The sequence below is a fragment of the Chryseobacterium cheonjiense genome (genome assembly GCF_012927265.1).
Classification (GTDB): Bacteria; Bacteroidota; Bacteroidia; order Flavobacteriales; family Weeksellaceae; genus Chryseobacterium; species Chryseobacterium cheonjiense.
Genome location: NZ_JABBGF010000001.1, coordinates 2,097,008 through 2,114,813, shown reverse-complemented (window position 1 = coordinate 2,114,813; position 17,806 = coordinate 2,097,008). Strand labels below are relative to the sequence as shown.

General features: G+C 37.9%; 15 protein-coding genes. All 15 read left to right on the top strand.

Annotation, left to right across the window (positions count from 1 at the left end):
* The first annotated feature begins 221 nt into the window (after window positions 1-221).
* The 15 genes from HHL20_RS09520 (at window position 222) to HHL20_RS09450 (ending at window position 17,712) form a co-directional block, all read left to right on the top strand.
* Complete coding sequence (locus HHL20_RS09520; RefSeq protein ID WP_169230896.1) at window positions 222-653, top strand: VOC family protein; 432 nt, start codon at window positions 222-224, stop codon at window positions 651-653.
* A 60-nt stretch (window positions 654-713) separates the two neighbouring features.
* Window positions 714-1,127: an SRPBCC family protein gene (locus HHL20_RS09515; RefSeq protein WP_169230895.1), complete on the top strand. Its 414-nt coding sequence runs from the start codon at window positions 714-716 to the stop codon at window positions 1,125-1,127.
* 15 nt (window positions 1,128-1,142) lie between these two features.
* Complete coding sequence (locus HHL20_RS09510; RefSeq protein WP_169230894.1) at window positions 1,143-1,406, top strand: helix-hairpin-helix domain-containing protein; 264 nt, start codon at window positions 1,143-1,145, stop codon at window positions 1,404-1,406.
* A gap of 201 nt (window positions 1,407-1,607) precedes the next feature.
* Window positions 1,608-2,474 carry a VOC family protein gene (locus tag HHL20_RS09505; RefSeq protein ID WP_169230893.1) on the top strand — a complete coding sequence of 289 codons (867 nt, stop codon included), beginning with the start codon at window positions 1,608-1,610 and terminating at the stop codon, window positions 2,472-2,474.
* Between the two features lie 167 nt (window positions 2,475-2,641).
* Window positions 2,642-3,475: an SDR family oxidoreductase gene (locus HHL20_RS09500; protein WP_169230892.1), complete on the top strand. Its 834-nt coding sequence runs from the start codon at window positions 2,642-2,644 to the stop codon at window positions 3,473-3,475.
* Window positions 3,476-3,514: 39 nt separating this feature from the next.
* Window positions 3,515-3,943 carry an SRPBCC family protein gene (locus HHL20_RS09495; RefSeq protein ID WP_169230891.1) on the top strand — a complete coding sequence of 143 codons (429 nt, stop codon included), beginning with the start codon at window positions 3,515-3,517 and terminating at the stop codon, window positions 3,941-3,943.
* A gap of 214 nt (window positions 3,944-4,157) precedes the next feature.
* Window positions 4,158-4,619 carry an SRPBCC family protein gene (locus tag HHL20_RS09490; protein ID WP_169230890.1) on the top strand — a complete coding sequence of 154 codons (462 nt, stop codon included), beginning with the start codon at window positions 4,158-4,160 and terminating at the stop codon, window positions 4,617-4,619.
* 13 nt (window positions 4,620-4,632) lie between these two features.
* Window positions 4,633-5,091 (top strand): DoxX family protein, encoded by a 459-nt coding sequence (locus HHL20_RS09485; RefSeq protein WP_169230889.1) that lies wholly within the window; start codon window positions 4,633-4,635, stop codon window positions 5,089-5,091.
* 105 nt (window positions 5,092-5,196) lie between these two features.
* The gene (locus HHL20_RS09480; RefSeq protein ID WP_169230888.1) at window positions 5,197-7,200 is read left to right on the top strand and encodes a S9 family peptidase; all 2,004 of its coding nucleotides are present in this window, start codon (window positions 5,197-5,199) and stop codon (window positions 7,198-7,200) included.
* Window positions 7,201-7,540: 340 nt separating this feature from the next.
* A complete protein-coding gene (locus HHL20_RS09475; protein ID WP_228463149.1) occupies window positions 7,541-8,095 on the top strand; it encodes an RNA polymerase sigma factor in 555 nt (184 codons plus the stop codon).
* A 13-nt stretch (window positions 8,096-8,108) separates the two neighbouring features.
* On the top strand, window positions 8,109-8,450 hold the full coding sequence (locus HHL20_RS09470; RefSeq protein WP_169230886.1) for a hypothetical protein: 342 nt from the start codon (window positions 8,109-8,111) through the stop codon (window positions 8,448-8,450).
* Window positions 8,451-8,533: 83 nt separating this feature from the next.
* Entirely contained in the window at window positions 8,534-8,803 is a 270-nt protein-coding gene (locus tag HHL20_RS09465; protein WP_169230885.1) for a hypothetical protein, read from the top strand.
* Between the two features lie 1,270 nt (window positions 8,804-10,073).
* Window positions 10,074-10,724: a J domain-containing protein gene (locus tag HHL20_RS09460; protein ID WP_169230884.1), complete on the top strand. Its 651-nt coding sequence runs from the start codon at window positions 10,074-10,076 to the stop codon at window positions 10,722-10,724.
* Between the two features lie 533 nt (window positions 10,725-11,257).
* Complete coding sequence (gcvP, locus tag HHL20_RS09455; protein ID WP_169230883.1) at window positions 11,258-14,116, top strand: aminomethyl-transferring glycine dehydrogenase; 2,859 nt, start codon at window positions 11,258-11,260, stop codon at window positions 14,114-14,116.
* A gap of 593 nt (window positions 14,117-14,709) precedes the next feature.
* The gene (locus HHL20_RS09450) at window positions 14,710-17,712 is read left to right on the top strand and encodes a LamG-like jellyroll fold domain-containing protein (protein WP_169230882.1); all 3,003 of its coding nucleotides are present in this window, start codon (window positions 14,710-14,712) and stop codon (window positions 17,710-17,712) included.
* The last annotated feature ends 94 nt before the right edge of the window (window positions 17,713-17,806 follow it).

Here is a 17,806-nt window from a genome sequence, read left to right as displayed (position 1 = left end):
AAAAAGTATAGTAGTAAAAAAAATCTTTGCGGTCCCTGCGTTAAAAATAAACATTAAATAAAAAAATATTTAAATCATGGCCAATTAAATTTTTAGAAACGATTGTTCATGTAACTCCTAACCTCTTCTGAGTAGAACGCCCTTGCGAACTTAAAAAAGTATAATAGTAAAAAAAATCTTTGCGGTCCTTGCGTTAAAAATAAACATTAAAATAAAAAATCATGGCTAAATTAAATTCTTATTTAAACTTCGATGGGAAAGCCGAAGAAGCTTTCAACTTTTACAAATCCGTTTTCGGAGGAGAATTTCTCGGAGAAATTTACAGAATGGGAAATGCTCCCGGCACCGAAAATTTATCGGACGAAGAAAAAAACAGGGTAATGCATATTGCGCTGCCAATCGGTAACGATCTGTTGATGGCTTCAGATATCGTTCCGGGATTCGGGCAGACCCTGACAATCGGAAACAGCAATTATGTTTCTATTTTCCCGGAATCCAGAGAAGAAGCGGAAAGACTTTTCAGGGGGCTTTCTGAAGGCGGCAATATCGAAATGCCTCTGGAAGATCAGTTCTGGGGAGACTATTTCGGAAGCTTCCAGGATAGATATGGTATCCATTGGATGATCAATTATAATGAGGAATACGTAAAATAATGTACCTTAGTAGTAAAGAATGTGAAAAGCAGTCTTTTAAAATACCAAATATACAACGATATGGAACCTATAAAAATTGATATTACGATTCTGGCACCCGTTAATAAAGTATGGAAATACTTTAATGAACCGGAACATATTACTCAATGGAATTTTGCCAGCGATACATGGGAGTGCCCTTCTGCTGAAGTAGACTTAAAAGAAGGAGGACGATTTACCACAAGAATGCAGGCAAAGGATGGAAGCTTCGGGTTTGATCTTGTCGGAATTTACGATGAAATTATTCCTGAGAAAAGCATCACTTATCATATGGAAGATCAAAGAAAAGTAAAAGTGATCTTCGATAAAATTGATGAAAACACGACAAAAGTTACTGAGATATTCGATCCTGAAAAGCAGAATCCTATTGAAATGCAACGCGATGGCTGGTATGCGATCCTGAATAACTTTCATAAATATGTTGAGAATCATTAAATAAACTTTCCTTCCATGATCAATCTGGTAATAATGGCAAAGTGCCTGAATTCGATCTGCGCCGTAAGCCATGCTGAACAGGGGAATTTCCTGATCGGTATCATTCCTGTACCGGCCAGAAGATCCCTGGAAAAAGAAAAGATAGATTCCCTTGAGAAACTTTCGGAATATTCTGAGAAAGAAATCCGGCAGATGCATGGCTTCGGTAAAAATGCAATGGAGAAATTAAGAATCCACATGATGAAAAATAATATGTATTTTAAAAATAATCAAAGTTAATTTTTGTGTACTTAAACTTAATTTTTACTAAACAATCAAATAACATTTTTCGTTTTACGTAATTAAATGAAATGCCTTTGTTTATCTTAAAGATTATCGTATTGCAAAAACTTTGTCTGACCTTGCGATAATAAAAACGTAAAATAATTAATGATCATAAACTTATATTTTAACAGATTAATTTCCTATTAAATCAAAACAATGAACAACAATATATTTCCCTGTCTTTGGTACGACGAAGATGCCAAAGAATCTGCCGAATTTTACTGTAAAATATTCAATGGAAAAATTACGGCAGACACACCTGTCGTTATGAATATTGAATTTTTCGGACAAAAAATGATGCTCCTGAACGGCGGGCCACAGTTCAAAAAAAATGCGTCGGTTTCTTTTATGGTGATCTGTGAAACGGAAGATGAAGTGCAACAGTACTGGGATCAGCTGATGGAAGGCGGTATGGCTTTAATGCCGCTGGATTCCTATTCATGGAGCAAAAAATACGGATGGCTGAAAGATAAATACGATGTTACCTGGCAAATATTCCTCGGAGATAAACAGGAATCACAAAAAATAATTCCTACGCTGATGTTTATGCATGAAAACAATGGCAAAGCAATGCAGGCGATGAAATTTTATACTTCAACCTTCCCCAATTCTAAAATCGGTAATATTTTGAGATACGGAGACGGAAGCGAGGGACATCCTGCTCCGGAACCACCCGAAAACGTTCAGCATGGCCATTTTGTGATTGACGGTTACAGCTTTTTCTGTATGGACAGTTCTTACGATCATCAGTTTGATTTTAATGAAGCCATTTCGATGGTGGTCATGACCGATGATCAGGCGCAAACCGATCATTACTGGGACAGCCTAACCTCAGCCGGAGGAAGGGAAAGCATGTGCGGATGGTTAAAAGACAAGTTCGGATTCAGCTGGCAGATTGTTCCTAAAAAGCTAATAGAGCTGATGAGCGATTCTGATCAGGCAAAAGCTCAAAAAGTAGTGCAAGCCATGATGAGAATGCAGAAAATTAACATTCAGGATTTGGAAAATGCCTATCATTCTTAGAATCAATTTAAATGTTATGATTGTCCGTAATTGTCATAATTTCTTAATGTTTAAAAATAATTCATTACATAATCTGAAAAACTAAAAATTAAAATGTAATCCATATTATTAGATACCCTATTTTCGGCTTCGGCTTGTTGTTTGATGCGGTAAAGGAAATATCTTTTATGAAAACACACAACAAGTCACAATCTAAATCAAAAGTACCTGAAGAAGGAATTTTGCCGGAGATCATCCGGGAAGATTACAGAGGAAGCGATAAGCTGTTGAATAAAAAAGCCATAATTTCAGGAGGAGATAGCGGTATAGGGCAGGCTGTTGCCGTACATTTTGCACGTGAAGGAGCCGATGTGGCCATTATCTATAAAGAAAGCGATGACGATGCCGAAGAAACGAAAAAGCTCGTGGAGAAAGAAGGAAAAACCTGTCTTTTGCTGAAAGGTGATATTTCGAAGAAGGATTTTCAGAAAGAATGCATTCAGAAAATTAAAAAAGAATGGGAATCTTTGGACATCCTCGTTAATAACGCCGGGATTCAGTTCCCAAAAGATGATTTGGAAAGCATTACTGATGAACAGATTTACGAAACTTTCAACACCAATATCATCTCGATGATCTCATTTACCAGAGATTGTCTGGAGTTAATGAAAAGCGGATCACGGATTATCTGTACAACGTCTGTCACAGCCTACAGAGGAAGCGATCACCTCATAGATTATTCGTCAACGAAAGGAGCTATCGCAACCTTTATACGCTCACTTGCGACCAATATTGCAGAGAAAAATATTCTGGTGAACGGTGTTGCACCCGGACCGATCTGGACACCTCTGGTAAAGGAAACCTTTGATGACGTTTCTGATTTCGGAAAAGATAACCCGATGAAAAGAGCGGGACAGCCATCGGAGGTTGCTCCGGCCTACGTGTTCTTGGCATCAAAAGATTCCAGTTTCATTACGGGTGAAATTATTCATATCAATGGAGGAGATTACGTAGGAGGATAATAAATACTATACAATACAACAGCTATTTTATACAGTTTTATGGAAAAATTACATTTTGATATTCAGATCAATGCGGAAGCAATAAAAGTATGGAGTGTGCTTTGGGATGATTTTTCATTCAGACAATGGACATCGGCTTTTACAGAAGGTTCTTTTTATCAGGGAAATCTGGAAGAAGGAAGTATCATCAAATTTCTTGATGGAAAAAACAACGGAATGTACAGCAAAATTACAAAGCTTATTCCCAATCAGGAAATAACGCTTCTCCATTTAGGAGAGATTTATGAAGGGGTAGAAACACCCCGTGACTGGGGAGAAGCTACGGAAAAATATATACTTACTGAAGATGAAAACATAACGCATTTGCAAGTAGAAATCGCAACTTCAGAAGAATTCAAATCATTTTTTGAAGAAAAATTTCCAAATGCATTGTCCAATGTGAAACATCTCTCTGAAAATCAGCTTTAAATAATCAGCTTATTTAAAATTTTATACAACCATAAACTGCAGGTTCGAAAGAGTCAAAAGTTACAAAGATGAGCTTAACTTCATGTATTGATTTCTTAATCAGAATAAGCTTAACTTACTAAAATTCTTAATGTTAATTTAAGAATAAACAAAGTTTATCTAATTTAGAAACTTAATAAAAGACTATAAAAAATTATTTACTAAAATTTAAGTTATGGAAACCTTATCTTATGAAATTGTGATAAATGCGCCTAAACAGAAAGTTTGGGACATATTGTGGAATGAGAAAACATATCGTGAATGGACGAAATTTTTCAATCCCGCTTCTGCTTCAGTAATGAAATCCGACTGGAAAGTGGGCGGGAAAACCTACTTTTTGAATACCGAAGGTGAGGGAATGGTTTCAACTATTGATAGCCTGGAAGAGCCGGATCAGATCACTTTTAAACATCTCGGAATGGTCGATAAAAACGGAAACGAAGACACCGAAAGCATGCAGGTAAAGCAGTGGAGCGGTTGTTTCGAAAAATATATACTGATCGATTATGAAGGCAGAACCAAGCTCCATGCTGAGGTTCAGGTTGAAAAAGACTGGGAAGACCATATGAATAAAGGCTTCACCCAAGGCCTGGACATTGTAAAGAATCTCGCGGAAAATAGTACCTTGCCAGTCTGAACAAATATAGAACATGAAACTATTAACAATACTGTTTGTAACCTTCGTTCTTGCTTTAGCGGGAACGAAAATATTTCAGGGTGATTGGAACTTTTTGTTTTCCGGAAACCTGGGAATGGCTGTCTTTATTATATTTACCGGTTTTTCGCATTTTAAATTTCAGAAAGGAATGGCAATGATGATCCCGGAATTTATACCGGCCAAACTATTTTGGGTATATTTTACCGGAATTTTAGAAATCGCTGCCGGAATTGGACTAATGATGCCTTCCATCCGTGAGCTGACTGCTGTTTTACTGATTATCTTTTACGTATTGGTGTTCATTGCCAACATCAATTCATCAAAGAAGAATATCAATATTTTTAAGGCAGATTTTACCGGCCCGGGAATGGATTACCTTTATAAAGAAAGAATCCCGATGCAGATTATTCTGATAGCCTGGACCTGGTATTTCGGGATTTATCAAAATTAATTTGACGGATAATAATTTGATAAAATATTTCATGGTCCGGATGTAACAATTCTTCAGGCTTAGACGTCTTATTATTATACAGACATTTAACCAAACCATGAAAATATGAATATCACAGCTAAAATTTTCGGGATATCGCAAGTGGTAATAACCGCCTTAATGATGAATGCACAGACCAACACCGCCAAACTACCGGGAGACCCTTCCCTGGTTTCTACAAAAGCAACATTCGACCAGCTTATTTCTTATGACAAAGGAAACTTTAAATATAAAGTGGAGGATTACTTTGCAAGGCCGAAAGCTTCACAATTTAAAATTTCTCCTGACGGCCAGTATCTTTCCTATAAGGAAAAAGACAAAGACAGTAAAAACCATGTCTATGTAAAAGACCTGAAAACAGGAAAAGTTACCAAAGCACTGGAAGAAAAAGACGATCTGATCAGAAGCTATGGTTGGCTGGATAAAAAACGACTGTTTTACACGCAGGATCGTGGAGGAAACGAAAATCTGCATCTATATGCCGCAGATATTGATGGGAAGAACTTAAAAGATCTTACTCCTTTTGAAGGAATTACTCTGGGAACTGTAAAGCCCATCAAAGATACTCCGTATGTGGTGGTCACCATGAACAAAAACAACAAGCAGATTTTTGAGCCGTATAAAATCAATTTCAATACTGGTGAAATCACGCAGTTGTACGAAAACAAAGATGTTAAAAGTCCTATTGACGATTATATTTTTGATAAAGACGGAAACCTCCGCGGATATGTTGTTCTAGAAAACGGCCTGACCTCAAAACTGTATTACAAGGATCTGCAGACCGGGAAATTCAACCTGCTGAAATCTACAGACTGGAAAAATACTTTCTATATCGCAAGTTTTAACGAAAATTCCAAAAATAAGGATGAAGCGTACGTTGTGACCAATCTTGACGGAGACAAATCAAGAATTGTCCTGTACGATTTAAAGAAAGACGCAGTGATTAAAGAAGTTTATTCCCATCCTGATTTTGATGTCAGTTCCATCGGTCTTGCGGGAAAAAACAGAAATTACGAGCTGGATGAAATCAGCTATAACGGGATTAAAAATGAAACGATTCCCGTAAGTAAATTCTATAAAGAAGTTCACGATAAACTTGCTTCCGAATTCGGTGACAAACAATTCTATGTTGTTTCTTCCGATGACAACGATGAAAAACTTTTAATAGTCGTAGACAGTGATAAAGTATACGGGAAGTATTACGAATATGATACAAAATCAAAGACCGTCAAGCTTCTTTTTGATCTCATGCCTCAGCTGAAAGAAGAAGATATGGCGGAAATGCGCCCCATTGAATTTAAAAGCAGGGACGGATTAACTATTCGTGGTTATATCACACTGCCAAAAGAAGCATTGCAGGGCAAGAAAGTCCCTTTGATTGTTAATCCTCACGGCGGTCCGCAGGGGATTCGTGACGATTGGGGCTTTAATCCGGAAACACAGTTGTTTGCCAGCAGAGGATATGCGACATTACAGGTAAACTTCAGAATTTCCGGAGGATATGGAAAGGAATTCCAACAGTCCGGTTACAAACAGATCGGAAGAAAAGCAATGGATGATGTGGAAGACGGTGTAAAATATGTTATTGAGCAAGGCTGGGTTGATAAAAATAAAGTCGCAATTTACGGTGGCAGTCATGGCGGATACGCTACCTTAATGGGATTGATTAAAACGCCGGATTTGTATTCCTGCGGAGTTGATTATGTCGGGGTATCAAATATCTTCACTTTTTTCGATTCCTTCCCGGAATACTGGAAGCCGTACAAAGAAATGGTGAAGCAGATCTGGTATGATCTTGACAATCCTGAAGAAGCTAAAATTGCCAAAGAAGTTTCCCCGGTTTTCCAGATTGATAAAATTAAAAAGCCTTTGTTTGTGGTTCAGGGAGCGAATGACCCAAGAGTGAACATCAATGAATCTGATCAGATCGTAAAAGGCTTAAGAGCTAAAGGTTTTGAAGTTCCGTATATGGTAAAATATGATGAGGGCCACGGATTCGGAAAAGAGCCCAACCGCATCGAATTTTATAAAAGCATGATGGGTTTCTTTGCTAAAAACTTTAATCAGTAAAATCCAATACATTTTTATAATTAAACTACGGAAAGTTCCTTGAGCTTTCCGTTTTGTTTTTAATGACGTTAATTTACCGATAGACTACAGCCTAGCCCCGATAGAAACGGCATCCTTTTTTGTTTGCTGAAGCTTTGGAACGGAAAACAAAAAAGATACAGTGGATAGCGGGAAAAAGCTCCTAAAAAAAATGATACAAGTTCTACAAATAAAAACTACATCTAAAAAAACACGATTAATAAAAGAAAATCCAGAGTTCCCGAAAAATATTTTAAATTTATTAAAGTAAAACAAAAATTTCAACCGTCATAGCAATATGGAGGTTGTCGAAAAAATAACAATGCCACAGAAGGAGAAGGATAATATCATCTCGCAAACCGTTTCAAAGTACGGAGGAAAGCTGATGTCTTATATTCGTCCTAAAGTGAAAAATGCGGAAGATGCGGAAGATATTCTGCAGGAGGTGTGGTATCAGTTCAGTAGCCTTACCAATCTTTCCGAAATTGTAAACGTAGGCGGTTGGCTGTACCGGGTAACTGCCAATAAAATTACAGACAAGTACCGCAAGAAAAAGACGGAAAATCTTGAAGATTTTGTGTATGAAGATGAAGACGGTGACTTTTCCATTAAAGATATCCTCCTGATGGATGAAAGTGCCGGTCCGGAAGTGAAAATGTTTCAGGATGAAATCTGGAAAAAATTATTTGAAGCACTGGAAGAACTGCCCGAGAAACAGAGAATCGTCTATGTGGAAAATGAGCTCAACGACAAAACCCTTCAGGAAATAGCCGATGAACACGGTGAAAATATCAAAACCATTATCAGCCGAAAAAATTATGCGGTAAAACACTTAAGAAACCGGTTGAGAAAATTATACGAAGATTTAAATAGTTAGTAAAAAGAAAAATATGAATCATAAACATAAAAAAGGCTGGATTTTCTTGATACTGTGTCCGCCGCTGATTTTTTTAGGAGTGACCTGGATCGTGATGGCCCTCTGGAATCATCTTCTTCCCGAAATTCTGGGAGTGAAATCGATTACTTACTGGCAGGCCATGGGAATCTTAGTGTTAAGTAAGATCCTTTTCGGAGGTTTCCATTTCGGCAAAGGAATGCGGGATTTCAAGGAAAGAAAAATGAGAGAGAAAATGATGCACCTTTCACCAGAAGAAAGGGAAAAATTCAAGGAAGTCTGGAAAAACAGATGTGAAAGCGGTTTTTTCGGAAGAAATAAAAAAACAAACGAATAATTGAAATTTAAGAAGTAGTAAAGTAAAGTTCAATACGATTCGTCTTTATAAAAAAGAAGTAGTAAAATTTAAAATTTAAGAAAATGAAAAATTCAGTATTAAAAGGTGCTCTTGGAGCATTAGCCATTGCAGGTGTTGCCATGATCGTTAAAAAAGCAGCCCAAAGAAAAAGATTTGTAAAAGGTATTTTTGAGGAATACGGAATCAAGGAAAAATCACCTTTCGGACTGGCCGATAAAATCAGGGAAATGAACGATGAGCAATATCAGGAAATGAAAGGAAAGTTCAGAAAAGAGTTCACTTCAAGATGCCACGGCAGATTTGAAAAGAAAGAAAAGATTGCGGAAGCATAATAGAAAGTAACTAAATTGAAATTGTTTATTCCGGCTCGGGAAGCGAAGCTTCCCGAGCCGGAATTTTTATATTCATGCGATGAGCGGAGCGGAGAAGCAATCTTAAAAACAGCGTCAATTCAATGTTACTGTTTGGCAAATTCTCAAGGAACTTAAGCCGTCGAATTGTATTTATTAATTTTTTTAAGGAGCAAATTTGATTCCATCGAAAAGCAGTATTTTTTATTAGAAGCTTTTTGACTTCGTCGAATTATAATTTATTATTTTTTAAGGAGCAATTTCCAGCTTTCCGCACTCGCTATTTCTTTGTTTCCAGCGGCGGCGGAGCCGCCGCTGGAAACAAAGAAATGAGCTCAGACAATTGCTTCAATCTGGGCTAGGGTTGCAGTCGGTATAACTTCATTTCACATAATTTGTCATGCTGTAAGTATCTGAATATATTCAAATAGCTTTTGTGAGATTCTTAGCACGACAACCTCATGTTCAAATAAACACTTAGCCTTTGCTGAATAGAACGCCTTTGCGAGCGAAAAATAATCGCAAATATTTCAAAAAGCCTTAGCGAACTTTGCGTTAAAAATGGTTGTCGAAATTCTTCCTGTATGAGAAAATGTGTAAACTGATTGCTTGCGCAGTTTTAAATAAAGCGTTCACCCTTTGCTGAGTGAAACGCCTTTTGCGGGCGAAAATATTCTCAATCATTACAAAAGCCTTAGCGAACTTTGCGTTAAGAATGGTTGTCGAAAATTCTTCCGGCATGAGAAAATGTTTAAATTGCTTGCTTGTGCAATTTTAAATAAAGCGTACATCCTTTGCTGAGTGAAATGCCTTTTGCGGGCGAAGAATAATCGCAAACATTACAAAAGCCTTAGCGAACTTTGCGTTAAAATGCTTATTGAGATGCTTCCAGCATGACAAAATTAGATTAAAATTCCATTAACCACTTTGAAACATTCTATAAAAAAATCTGCGCAATCCGTGAAGTCTGAGGGATAAAAAGATCGCATTTAATTGCATATCTATTTTACGAACTCGGAGTGTAAAATACATTGTTAAGATGCTTTCAGCATGACAAAAATGTATAAACTGATTGCTTGTGCAATTTTATATAAAGCATTTACCCTTCGCTGAGTAGAACGCCCTTTGCGAACGAAAATATTCTCAATCATTACAAAAAAATCTTCGCGGACTTGGCGTTAAAAATTTAGGAGAAGAAATGAATTCCTTCACTTTGCCCGCAATAACAAATTCCTTACTTTTGTATAGTTCAATGAAAGATTACTATTATTTTCTCGGGATTCCTCACGATGCTTCAGAAGAAGACATCAAAAAAGCCTATCGGAAACTTTCTTTAAAATATCACCCCGACAAAAACCAAAATGATGATTTCTTTGCAGACCGCTTCAGGGAAATACAGGAAGCTTATGAAACGCTGAGTGATAAAAGCAGGAGATATTCTTATGACCAGAATTTAGAAAGCCAGCAGAAAAACTTTCGATATACAGTTCCGCCATCCATAAAGACATTTTCAGCCAATAAAATCCACGCAAAAAAAGGGGAGGAAATTATTGTGACCTGGCAGACGCAGAATGCAGATGTCGTGAAGGTATTACCATTCGGACTGGAAAAACCTTACGGGGAAAGAATATTTAAAATAACGGAATTTAAAGACGGTAAATTTCAGATTTTGCTGCATGCTACCAATTCATTGCTGCATAAAACGGCAGTACAGGGAATCACCATAACCGAGGTTTTTGAAACCGAGACGGATCAATTCAGGGAAAAAGCGGAAGAATTCTTCAGATCACAGCCGAGAACAGCGGCAAATCCGCACGGTCAGCCAAAAATTATGAAAATTATTGTGGCTGCTGGTTTACTTATCCTGGCCCTCTATTTTTTAATAAAAAGCTTCGGTCATTAAGCCATTTTTTTTCTTCCGGGACATTTCTTGCACCGTTTACCTTTTTTAAATTTCTTGCAGCAGGATTTCTTATCACCACAATACATTTCTTCAGGATTGGCAGAATATACAGGCACTAAAGGCGGTACTTTAAAAGGAACAATCATATTCATGATGCAAATATATTAATTTAGAATAAATACAGATAATAAAATTGCATGAATTTTATTAGGTTGAATGTTAAATGTTTAGAATGTAAATAATCATACTTTTATAAATAGAGATATTAACGATTGCAAAATCTTTGAATTAATTCATTACCAAATGTTTTTAAGGCAAATTTTGTAGTATTTTGAAAATAAAAGCATTATGAGAATTTATATTAAAAAATAATTTTACCTGAATTTACGTTTAAAATGATAATAAAAACCTGTTAATTCTGAATAAGATAGAATACATTGTCGATTTTAGTGTGATTTCAATTTACTTGTACAATTTTCTAAAAAACCGTAATTTTACGAATCTTTTTTACAAACAAAATCTAATAAATAAAAATGAATACAGAACAGTTTGTGAGCCGCCACATTTCCATGAATGAAGCCGATAGACAGGCAATGCTGGAAAAGATCGGCGTTTCAAGTGTTGAAGAGCTCATCTCTCAAACCATTCCTTCTTCTATCCGCTTAGAGAAAGATCTTGACATTTCAGAACCGCTTTCAGAGTACGAAATGCTGAATCATTCGAAAGAGCTGGCATCGAAGAATACGGATTATACCAGCTATATCGGTTTTGGATATCACAATACGTTGCTGCCTTCGGCTATTCAGAGAAATATCTTTGAAAACCCGAGCTGGTACACAGCCTATACCCCTTACCAGGCAGAAATTGCACAGGGAAGGTTAGAGGCTCTTCTTAATTTCCAGACTGTTGTATGTGATCTTACAGGATTTGCTTTGGCCAATGCATCATTATTGGATGAATCTACGGCAGCAGCAGAAGCGATGCACATGTTCTTCAACAACAGAACAAAAGATCAGAAAAAGGCGGGAGCTAATAAATTCTTCGTTTCCGATCTTGTTTTACCGCAGACAGTTTCTGTTTTAAAGACAAAAGCACAGGGCCTTGAAATCGAGATCGTAGAAGGAGATCATGCTTCTCATGAATTCGACGGTTCTTACTTCGGTGTACTATTACAGTATCCGGGGAAAAACGGAATCGTTTTAGATTATACCCAAAACATCGCTGAATATAAAAAATCAGATCTTCAGGTAGTGGTTGCCTGTGATCCGATGGCTTTGGTTAAATTAAAATCTCCTGCATCAATGGGTGCCGACTGTGCTGTTGGAACAACACAGAGATTCGGTATTCCGTTGGGTTACGGTGGGCCTCACGCAGCATTTTTCTCTTGTAAGGAAGATTACAAAAGAGACATTCCGGGAAGAATCATCGGGGTTTCTCAGGATGCTTACGGAAGACGAGCGCTTAGAATGGCGCTGCAGACCAGAGAGCAGCATATCAAAAGAGAAAGAGCAACATCAAACATCTGTACAGCTCAGGTTCTTCTGGCGGTAATGGCGGGGATGTATGCCGTTTACCATGGTCCGAAAGGATTGAATTATATCGCAGATCAGATCCACTTTAAAGCAAATGCTCTTAAAAACGGACTTAAAGCCTTAGGGTATGAAATTGTTGAAGAACCGATTTTTGATACGGTAAAAATCAACATCAATGAAGAGGAGAAAGGCAGACTGATGATGATGATGCTTGATCACAAGCTGAATCTGAATTATTTCACTGAAGGTGTGGTAAGTATTGCCATCAACGAAAGTACGACATTGGAAAAATTAAATTATCTGATGGCTTCTTTTGCTCAGTTTAAAGACAAGCAGACATTCAAATTAGAAATAAAAGAAGGATACAGCATTCCGGAAGAGAATTTGAGAAAAGACGAAATTCTTACGGAAGAAGTATTCAACAAATACCATACGGAAACAGAATTGATGCGTTACATCAAGCGTCTGGAAAGAAAAGATTTATCATTGACACATTCAATGATTTCTTTAGGTTCTTGTACAATGAAACTGAACGCAGCAACACAAATGTTACCGCTTTCTTGGGAAAATTGGGGTGCAATTCATCCATTCGTACCGGTAAACCAGGCCGCAGGATATCAGGAAATGATCCGCGAACTGGAAAAAGATTTAGCTGAAATCACAGGATTTGCAGGTACTTCTTTACAGCCAAACTCAGGAGCTCAGGGAGAATATGCAGGATTAATGGTCATCAGAGAATATCACATTTCAAGAGGTGAAGGCCACAGAAATGTAGTGTTGATCCCGCAGTCGGCGCACGGTACAAACCCTGCTTCCGCTGCAATGGCAGGAATGAAGATCGTTGTGGTAAAAAATCTTGAAAACGGAGAAATTGATTTTGAAGATCTGAAAGCGAAAGCAGAACAGCATTCTGAAAACCTTTCTTGTGTAATGATCACATATCCTTCAACCTACGGATTCTTTGATGCCAATATTAAAGAAATTACTTCTTTGATTCATGAGCACGGTGGACAGGTCTATATGGACGGAGCCAACATGAACGCTCAGGTAGGATACACAAGTCCGGGGAATATCGGGGCAGACGTTTGTCACTTAAACTTACATAAAACTTTTGCCATTCCTCACGGTGGAGGAGGTCCCGGTGTTGGTCCGATCTGTGTAGCGAAACATTTAGTACCTTTCTTGCCTTCCAACGCAAATATTAAAATCGGTTCTAAAGAATCGATCGACGGTATTTCAGCGGCACCTTACGGTTCAGGATTAATTCTGAATATTTCTTATGCATACATCAAAATGTTAGGAACTTCCGGATTGAAAAAAGCAACAGAGCATGCTATTTTAAATGCTAACTATTTAAAAGAAATTTTAGCCGAGCACTTCCCGATTTTATATTCCAACGAAAACGGAAGAGTAGCCCACGAATGTATCGTAGATTTCAGACAGTTCAAATCCTTAGGAATTGAAGTGGCTGATGTTGCGAAAAGACTAATGGACTACGGATTCCACGCTCCGACTGTTTCTTTCCCTGTAGCAGGTACATTGATGATTGAGCCTACAGAATCTGAAAGCAAAGCTGAAATCGATCGTTTTGCAGAAGCATTAATTGCCATCAAACATGAGATCGATGAGATCGCAAACGGTGATGCAGATCAGGCAAACAATGTGTTGAAAAATGCACCTCACACGGAACAAATTGTTATCTCTGATTCATGGGATAAACCGTACAGCAGAGAAAAAGCGGCCTATCCGTTAGAATGGGTGAGAGACCACAAATTCTTTGCTACCGTTTCAAGAGTAGACGAAGCATACGGAGACAGAAACTTAGTTTGTACTTGTGAGCCGATTGAAGCTTATATGTAATTAAGACTTTTTTAAATATAATTAATCCCTTTCAGTGATGAAAGGGATTTTTTGTATCATTGCGAGGAATGAAACGACGAAGCAATCTTGTTTAGCGGAAAATTCAGATATTAAATTTTTACACTTGATTTAAATCCGTCGTGCATTCTGCAGATACTGTCAAGTGAATGATAATTAAATCTTTGTCTTTCTTTATTAAATGAAATGCCATTGTTTATCTTAAAAAATAAAGATTTATTATAAAAAAAATTGTTTTTCCTAGCGATAAAAAATCGTAAGGTTATACAAAGAATTATAAAAAAATGCTGATTATAAAGCTAAACAAAGCCGTTTCACTTATTTTCGAAAAACAATAATTCAAAATTCATAACGGGTATTTAATTAAGATTATAAATAGTAAAATTTAATTTTTATTTAAATCGATCATTTTCCATTAATTTATTTTTATAGTTTTCAGAATATTGATCGGATTCTAACTTAGTGTAAAACCAATGATTTAACTTGCAATGGTTTGATTTTTAGGCTCTGGCAGGATGCAGCAGGATGCAGCAATTCAGGTTTGTGTTTAGATTAGTTAACACAAAATTATTCATATGATAAAACCACTACTATCTAAGCGTACACTTACGGCTTTGCTGTTTTGCGGATTAACATTTTCCACCCTTGATTTGAATGCCCAGACACTGGCCTTTCCGGAAGCTACCGGTTTTGGAAGATTTACAACAGGAGCCAGAGGCGCGGCCAATCCCCAGATTTATTTAGTTACCAACTTAAATGACAGCGGCCCGGGTTCGTTCCGTGATGCCGTGAGCCAGCCGGGAAGATTTGTCATCTTTAAAGTGGGAGGTATTGTGAATTTACAGTCCATTGTTGCCGTGGCGGCTAACACAACCATTGCCGGACAAACCGCTCCGGGAGAAGGGATTGTCTTTTTAGGCCCGAGAGTTTCATTTACAGGAGCTAATAATACGATTGCGAGATATTTGAGAATCCGGTACGGAGGTATTTCTCAAAACCAGGATGCATCCGGGATCGCAAACGGAGCCAATATTATTTTGGATCACATGACTTTTACCTGGGGTACGGATGAAGTTTTCTCGGTGAACTGGGATAATAACGGTACAGCTCCGGATAATATAACCATTCAGAATTCCATTATCGGGCAGGGAATGCACCGTCACAATCATTCTGCCGGCGGTCTTATGCAGCCCCCACCGGGCGGTAAAATAAGTCTGATCGGAAATTTATATATCTGTAACAAAACACGTAATAATAAAATAAAAGGTATCAATGAGTTTGTAAACAATGTGGTGTACAACTGGGGCAATTACGGAAATACCTATGGACATACCCAATCCGGAGAAGCCTACATTATGGGCGGGGATTCTGCGGGAAGCTCTTTTGCGAATATCATCAACAATTATTTTGTGGGTGGACCTAATACCAGCACTACGGTTTCCACACCTTTCAGTGTGGGAAATGCCAACTTCAATCTTTACGGCTCCGGGAATTATTTTGATAACAATAGAAACGGTGTATTGGATGGCTCTTTGGTCCCGCAGGATTTAACGGGCTATCCGGTCGGAGATCCCGCAGCAATTCTTTCAGCTCCCTACGATTATCCAATGAAAAACCCGGCGTTAAGCGCTCAGGCTGCATTCGATAAAATTGTTTTAGGAGCAGGCGCTTCATATCCGAGACGTGACCAGGTTGATAATTTAATGATTTCAGATTTACAGTCTAAAGGAACAACTGCAACTTATGTGTATGTACAGACAGATTTAGCCAATCAATTTGGGTTTACCAATGGAGGAGCGGGCCATGTGTATGGTGCTCCGGCTCCTCTAGACACAGATAATGACGGGATGCCCGATGCGTGGGAAGATGCCAATGGGACCGATAAAAACGTTTTCGATGCTCTTGCGGTAAGTACTAATAATGCTCCGTACCTGAATATTGAGGTATATATTAATGGTTTGCCCAATACGGCACCACCGGATTTTATTATTCCACCAACCAATCTGAATTTTACAAATGCAGTAACTACAACAGGAAATCCTGCTGCGAGCTCTTTAACCGTCAACTGGAATGATAACGCGACCAACGAAACCGGTTATATTTTGGAACGTTCAGACAACGGAACAAATTTTACCGTGATTGCAACATTAGGTGCCAATATAACAACTTATAATGAGACCGGTTTAACACCAAACACCCAATATTACTATAGAGTTAAAGCAATAAATGCTTCACAGTTTTCTGTTTATACTTCAAATGCTTCAGTAACCACGCCACCGATTCCTTCTCCTCCTACAAAAGCGGTCAGCCCGGTTCCTGCAAATGGAAATAACAGTGCCGAACTAAGCAGTGGAAATTTATTGTTAAAATGGAACGGAAGTGCAAATACCGAAACATATTCGGTTTATTTCGGAACTGATCCGGCAAATTTGAGCAATGTGGGGACTGTACCTTACAGTGCTTCACCGTCTTATCAGCTAAATAACCTGAATCCTGCGACTAATTATTACTGGAGAGTTGATGCTGCTAATGCGTTGGGAACTGTAACGGGAGATGTATGGACTTTTCGGGCATTAACGCAGACATTAGTTGGAAGCTGGCCGTTTTCAGAAGCTCCTTCCGCCGGTGCTCAAATCGCAGATGTAACTTCTTTTGCAAATCATGGTATTTTAAACATCAGCTACGACAATGCCAGTGTAAGGGTTCCCGGAAAAGAAAATAATGCGCTTGATCTGGCAACCTCACCGAATAATATGTATATCGCAAGTATTCCTCACCAGGATCAGATTTTATTCGATACCAGTTCTTTTACGGTTTCTTTCTGGATGAAAGCGCCAACAAGCATGATACCGTCATCTTCATCTACAAGCCTCTATGTTTTATGCAAAGGTTCTATCACGGCTAATGCTGCAACCGGAGCCACAGGCAAACGTTTTAACGTAGAAATAAAAGGGGGCCAGTTAAGGTATGCAATTGATGATAATATCACGAAAAAGGAAATTACATCGCCCATTGCCAATTATTTTACGAATAACTGGGTACATGTCGTGATCCAAAGAGATATTATTACCCATAAAATGAGAATTTATACCAATGGTGTTTTAAGCGCTGAAGGGGATGAAACCGCCGTTACAGGAATTGGCGAAGCTAGTGATTTTATCATTGGAAATATTGGAGAACTTGAATTTCAGGCGACTGCCAACGCATCTGCCCCGTATAAAGGAGCATTTGATGAGCTTAAAATGTACAACTATACATTAACGCCTGCAGAAGTTTATTCGTTATACAACCAGGGAGTATTGAGTAATGATGAATTCAGCATCAGTAAGAATATGGGAGTGGTTTATCCGAATCCCGTAAAAGATCAGGTCTCCATAAAACTTCCGGATTATAAAAAATCCAGCCTTACGGCGACGGTTATCGATATGACAGGGAAGATCATCATTAAAGAAAAAATTAACACCAATGGAAACGGAATTTTTAATTTGAATATGGCAGGCAGAAAGCTGTCAGGAAATTATATTCTCAATGTTTCCGGCGAGAATTTAAACAGCAATTTTAAAATTATTGTTCAGTAAGAGAACATACTTAGTTCATTCATATTTAATTAGAAGAAATCCCTTTCAGTAATGAGAGGGATTTCTGCTTATATGCCAATTAATTTCAGAGTTA

Bases quoted from the DNA above. Each gene is read 5' to 3' on its own strand.
- gcvP (WP_169230883.1), top strand. From the start codon at position 11,258: ATGAATACAGAACAGTTTGTGAGCCGCCACATTTCCATGAATGAAGCC.
- HHL20_RS09490 (WP_169230890.1), top strand. From the start codon at position 4,158: ATGGAAACCTTATCTTATGAAATTGTGATAAATGCGCCTAAACAGAAA.
- HHL20_RS09500 (WP_169230892.1), top strand. From the start codon at position 2,642: ATGAAAACACACAACAAGTCACAATCTAAATCAAAAGTACCTGAAGAA.
- HHL20_RS09470 (WP_169230886.1), top strand. From the start codon at position 8,109: ATGAATCATAAACATAAAAAAGGCTGGATTTTCTTGATACTGTGTCCG.
- HHL20_RS09515 (WP_169230895.1), top strand. From the start codon at position 714: ATGGAACCTATAAAAATTGATATTACGATTCTGGCACCCGTTAATAAA.
- HHL20_RS09450 (WP_169230882.1), top strand. From the start codon at position 14,710: ATGATAAAACCACTACTATCTAAGCGTACACTTACGGCTTTGCTGTTT.
- HHL20_RS09475 (WP_228463149.1), top strand. From the start codon at position 7,541: ATGCCACAGAAGGAGAAGGATAATATCATCTCGCAAACCGTTTCAAAG.
- HHL20_RS09460 (WP_169230884.1), top strand. From the start codon at position 10,074: ATGAAAGATTACTATTATTTTCTCGGGATTCCTCACGATGCTTCAGAA.
- HHL20_RS09495 (WP_169230891.1), top strand. From the start codon at position 3,515: ATGGAAAAATTACATTTTGATATTCAGATCAATGCGGAAGCAATAAAA.
- HHL20_RS09485 (WP_169230889.1), top strand. From the start codon at position 4,633: ATGAAACTATTAACAATACTGTTTGTAACCTTCGTTCTTGCTTTAGCG.
- HHL20_RS09520 (WP_169230896.1), top strand. From the start codon at position 222: ATGGCTAAATTAAATTCTTATTTAAACTTCGATGGGAAAGCCGAAGAA.
- HHL20_RS09480 (WP_169230888.1), top strand. From the start codon at position 5,197: ATGAATATCACAGCTAAAATTTTCGGGATATCGCAAGTGGTAATAACC.
- HHL20_RS09510 (WP_169230894.1), top strand. From the start codon at position 1,143: ATGATCAATCTGGTAATAATGGCAAAGTGCCTGAATTCGATCTGCGCC.
- HHL20_RS09465 (WP_169230885.1), top strand. From the start codon at position 8,534: ATGAAAAATTCAGTATTAAAAGGTGCTCTTGGAGCATTAGCCATTGCA.
- HHL20_RS09505 (WP_169230893.1), top strand. From the start codon at position 1,608: ATGAACAACAATATATTTCCCTGTCTTTGGTACGACGAAGATGCCAAA.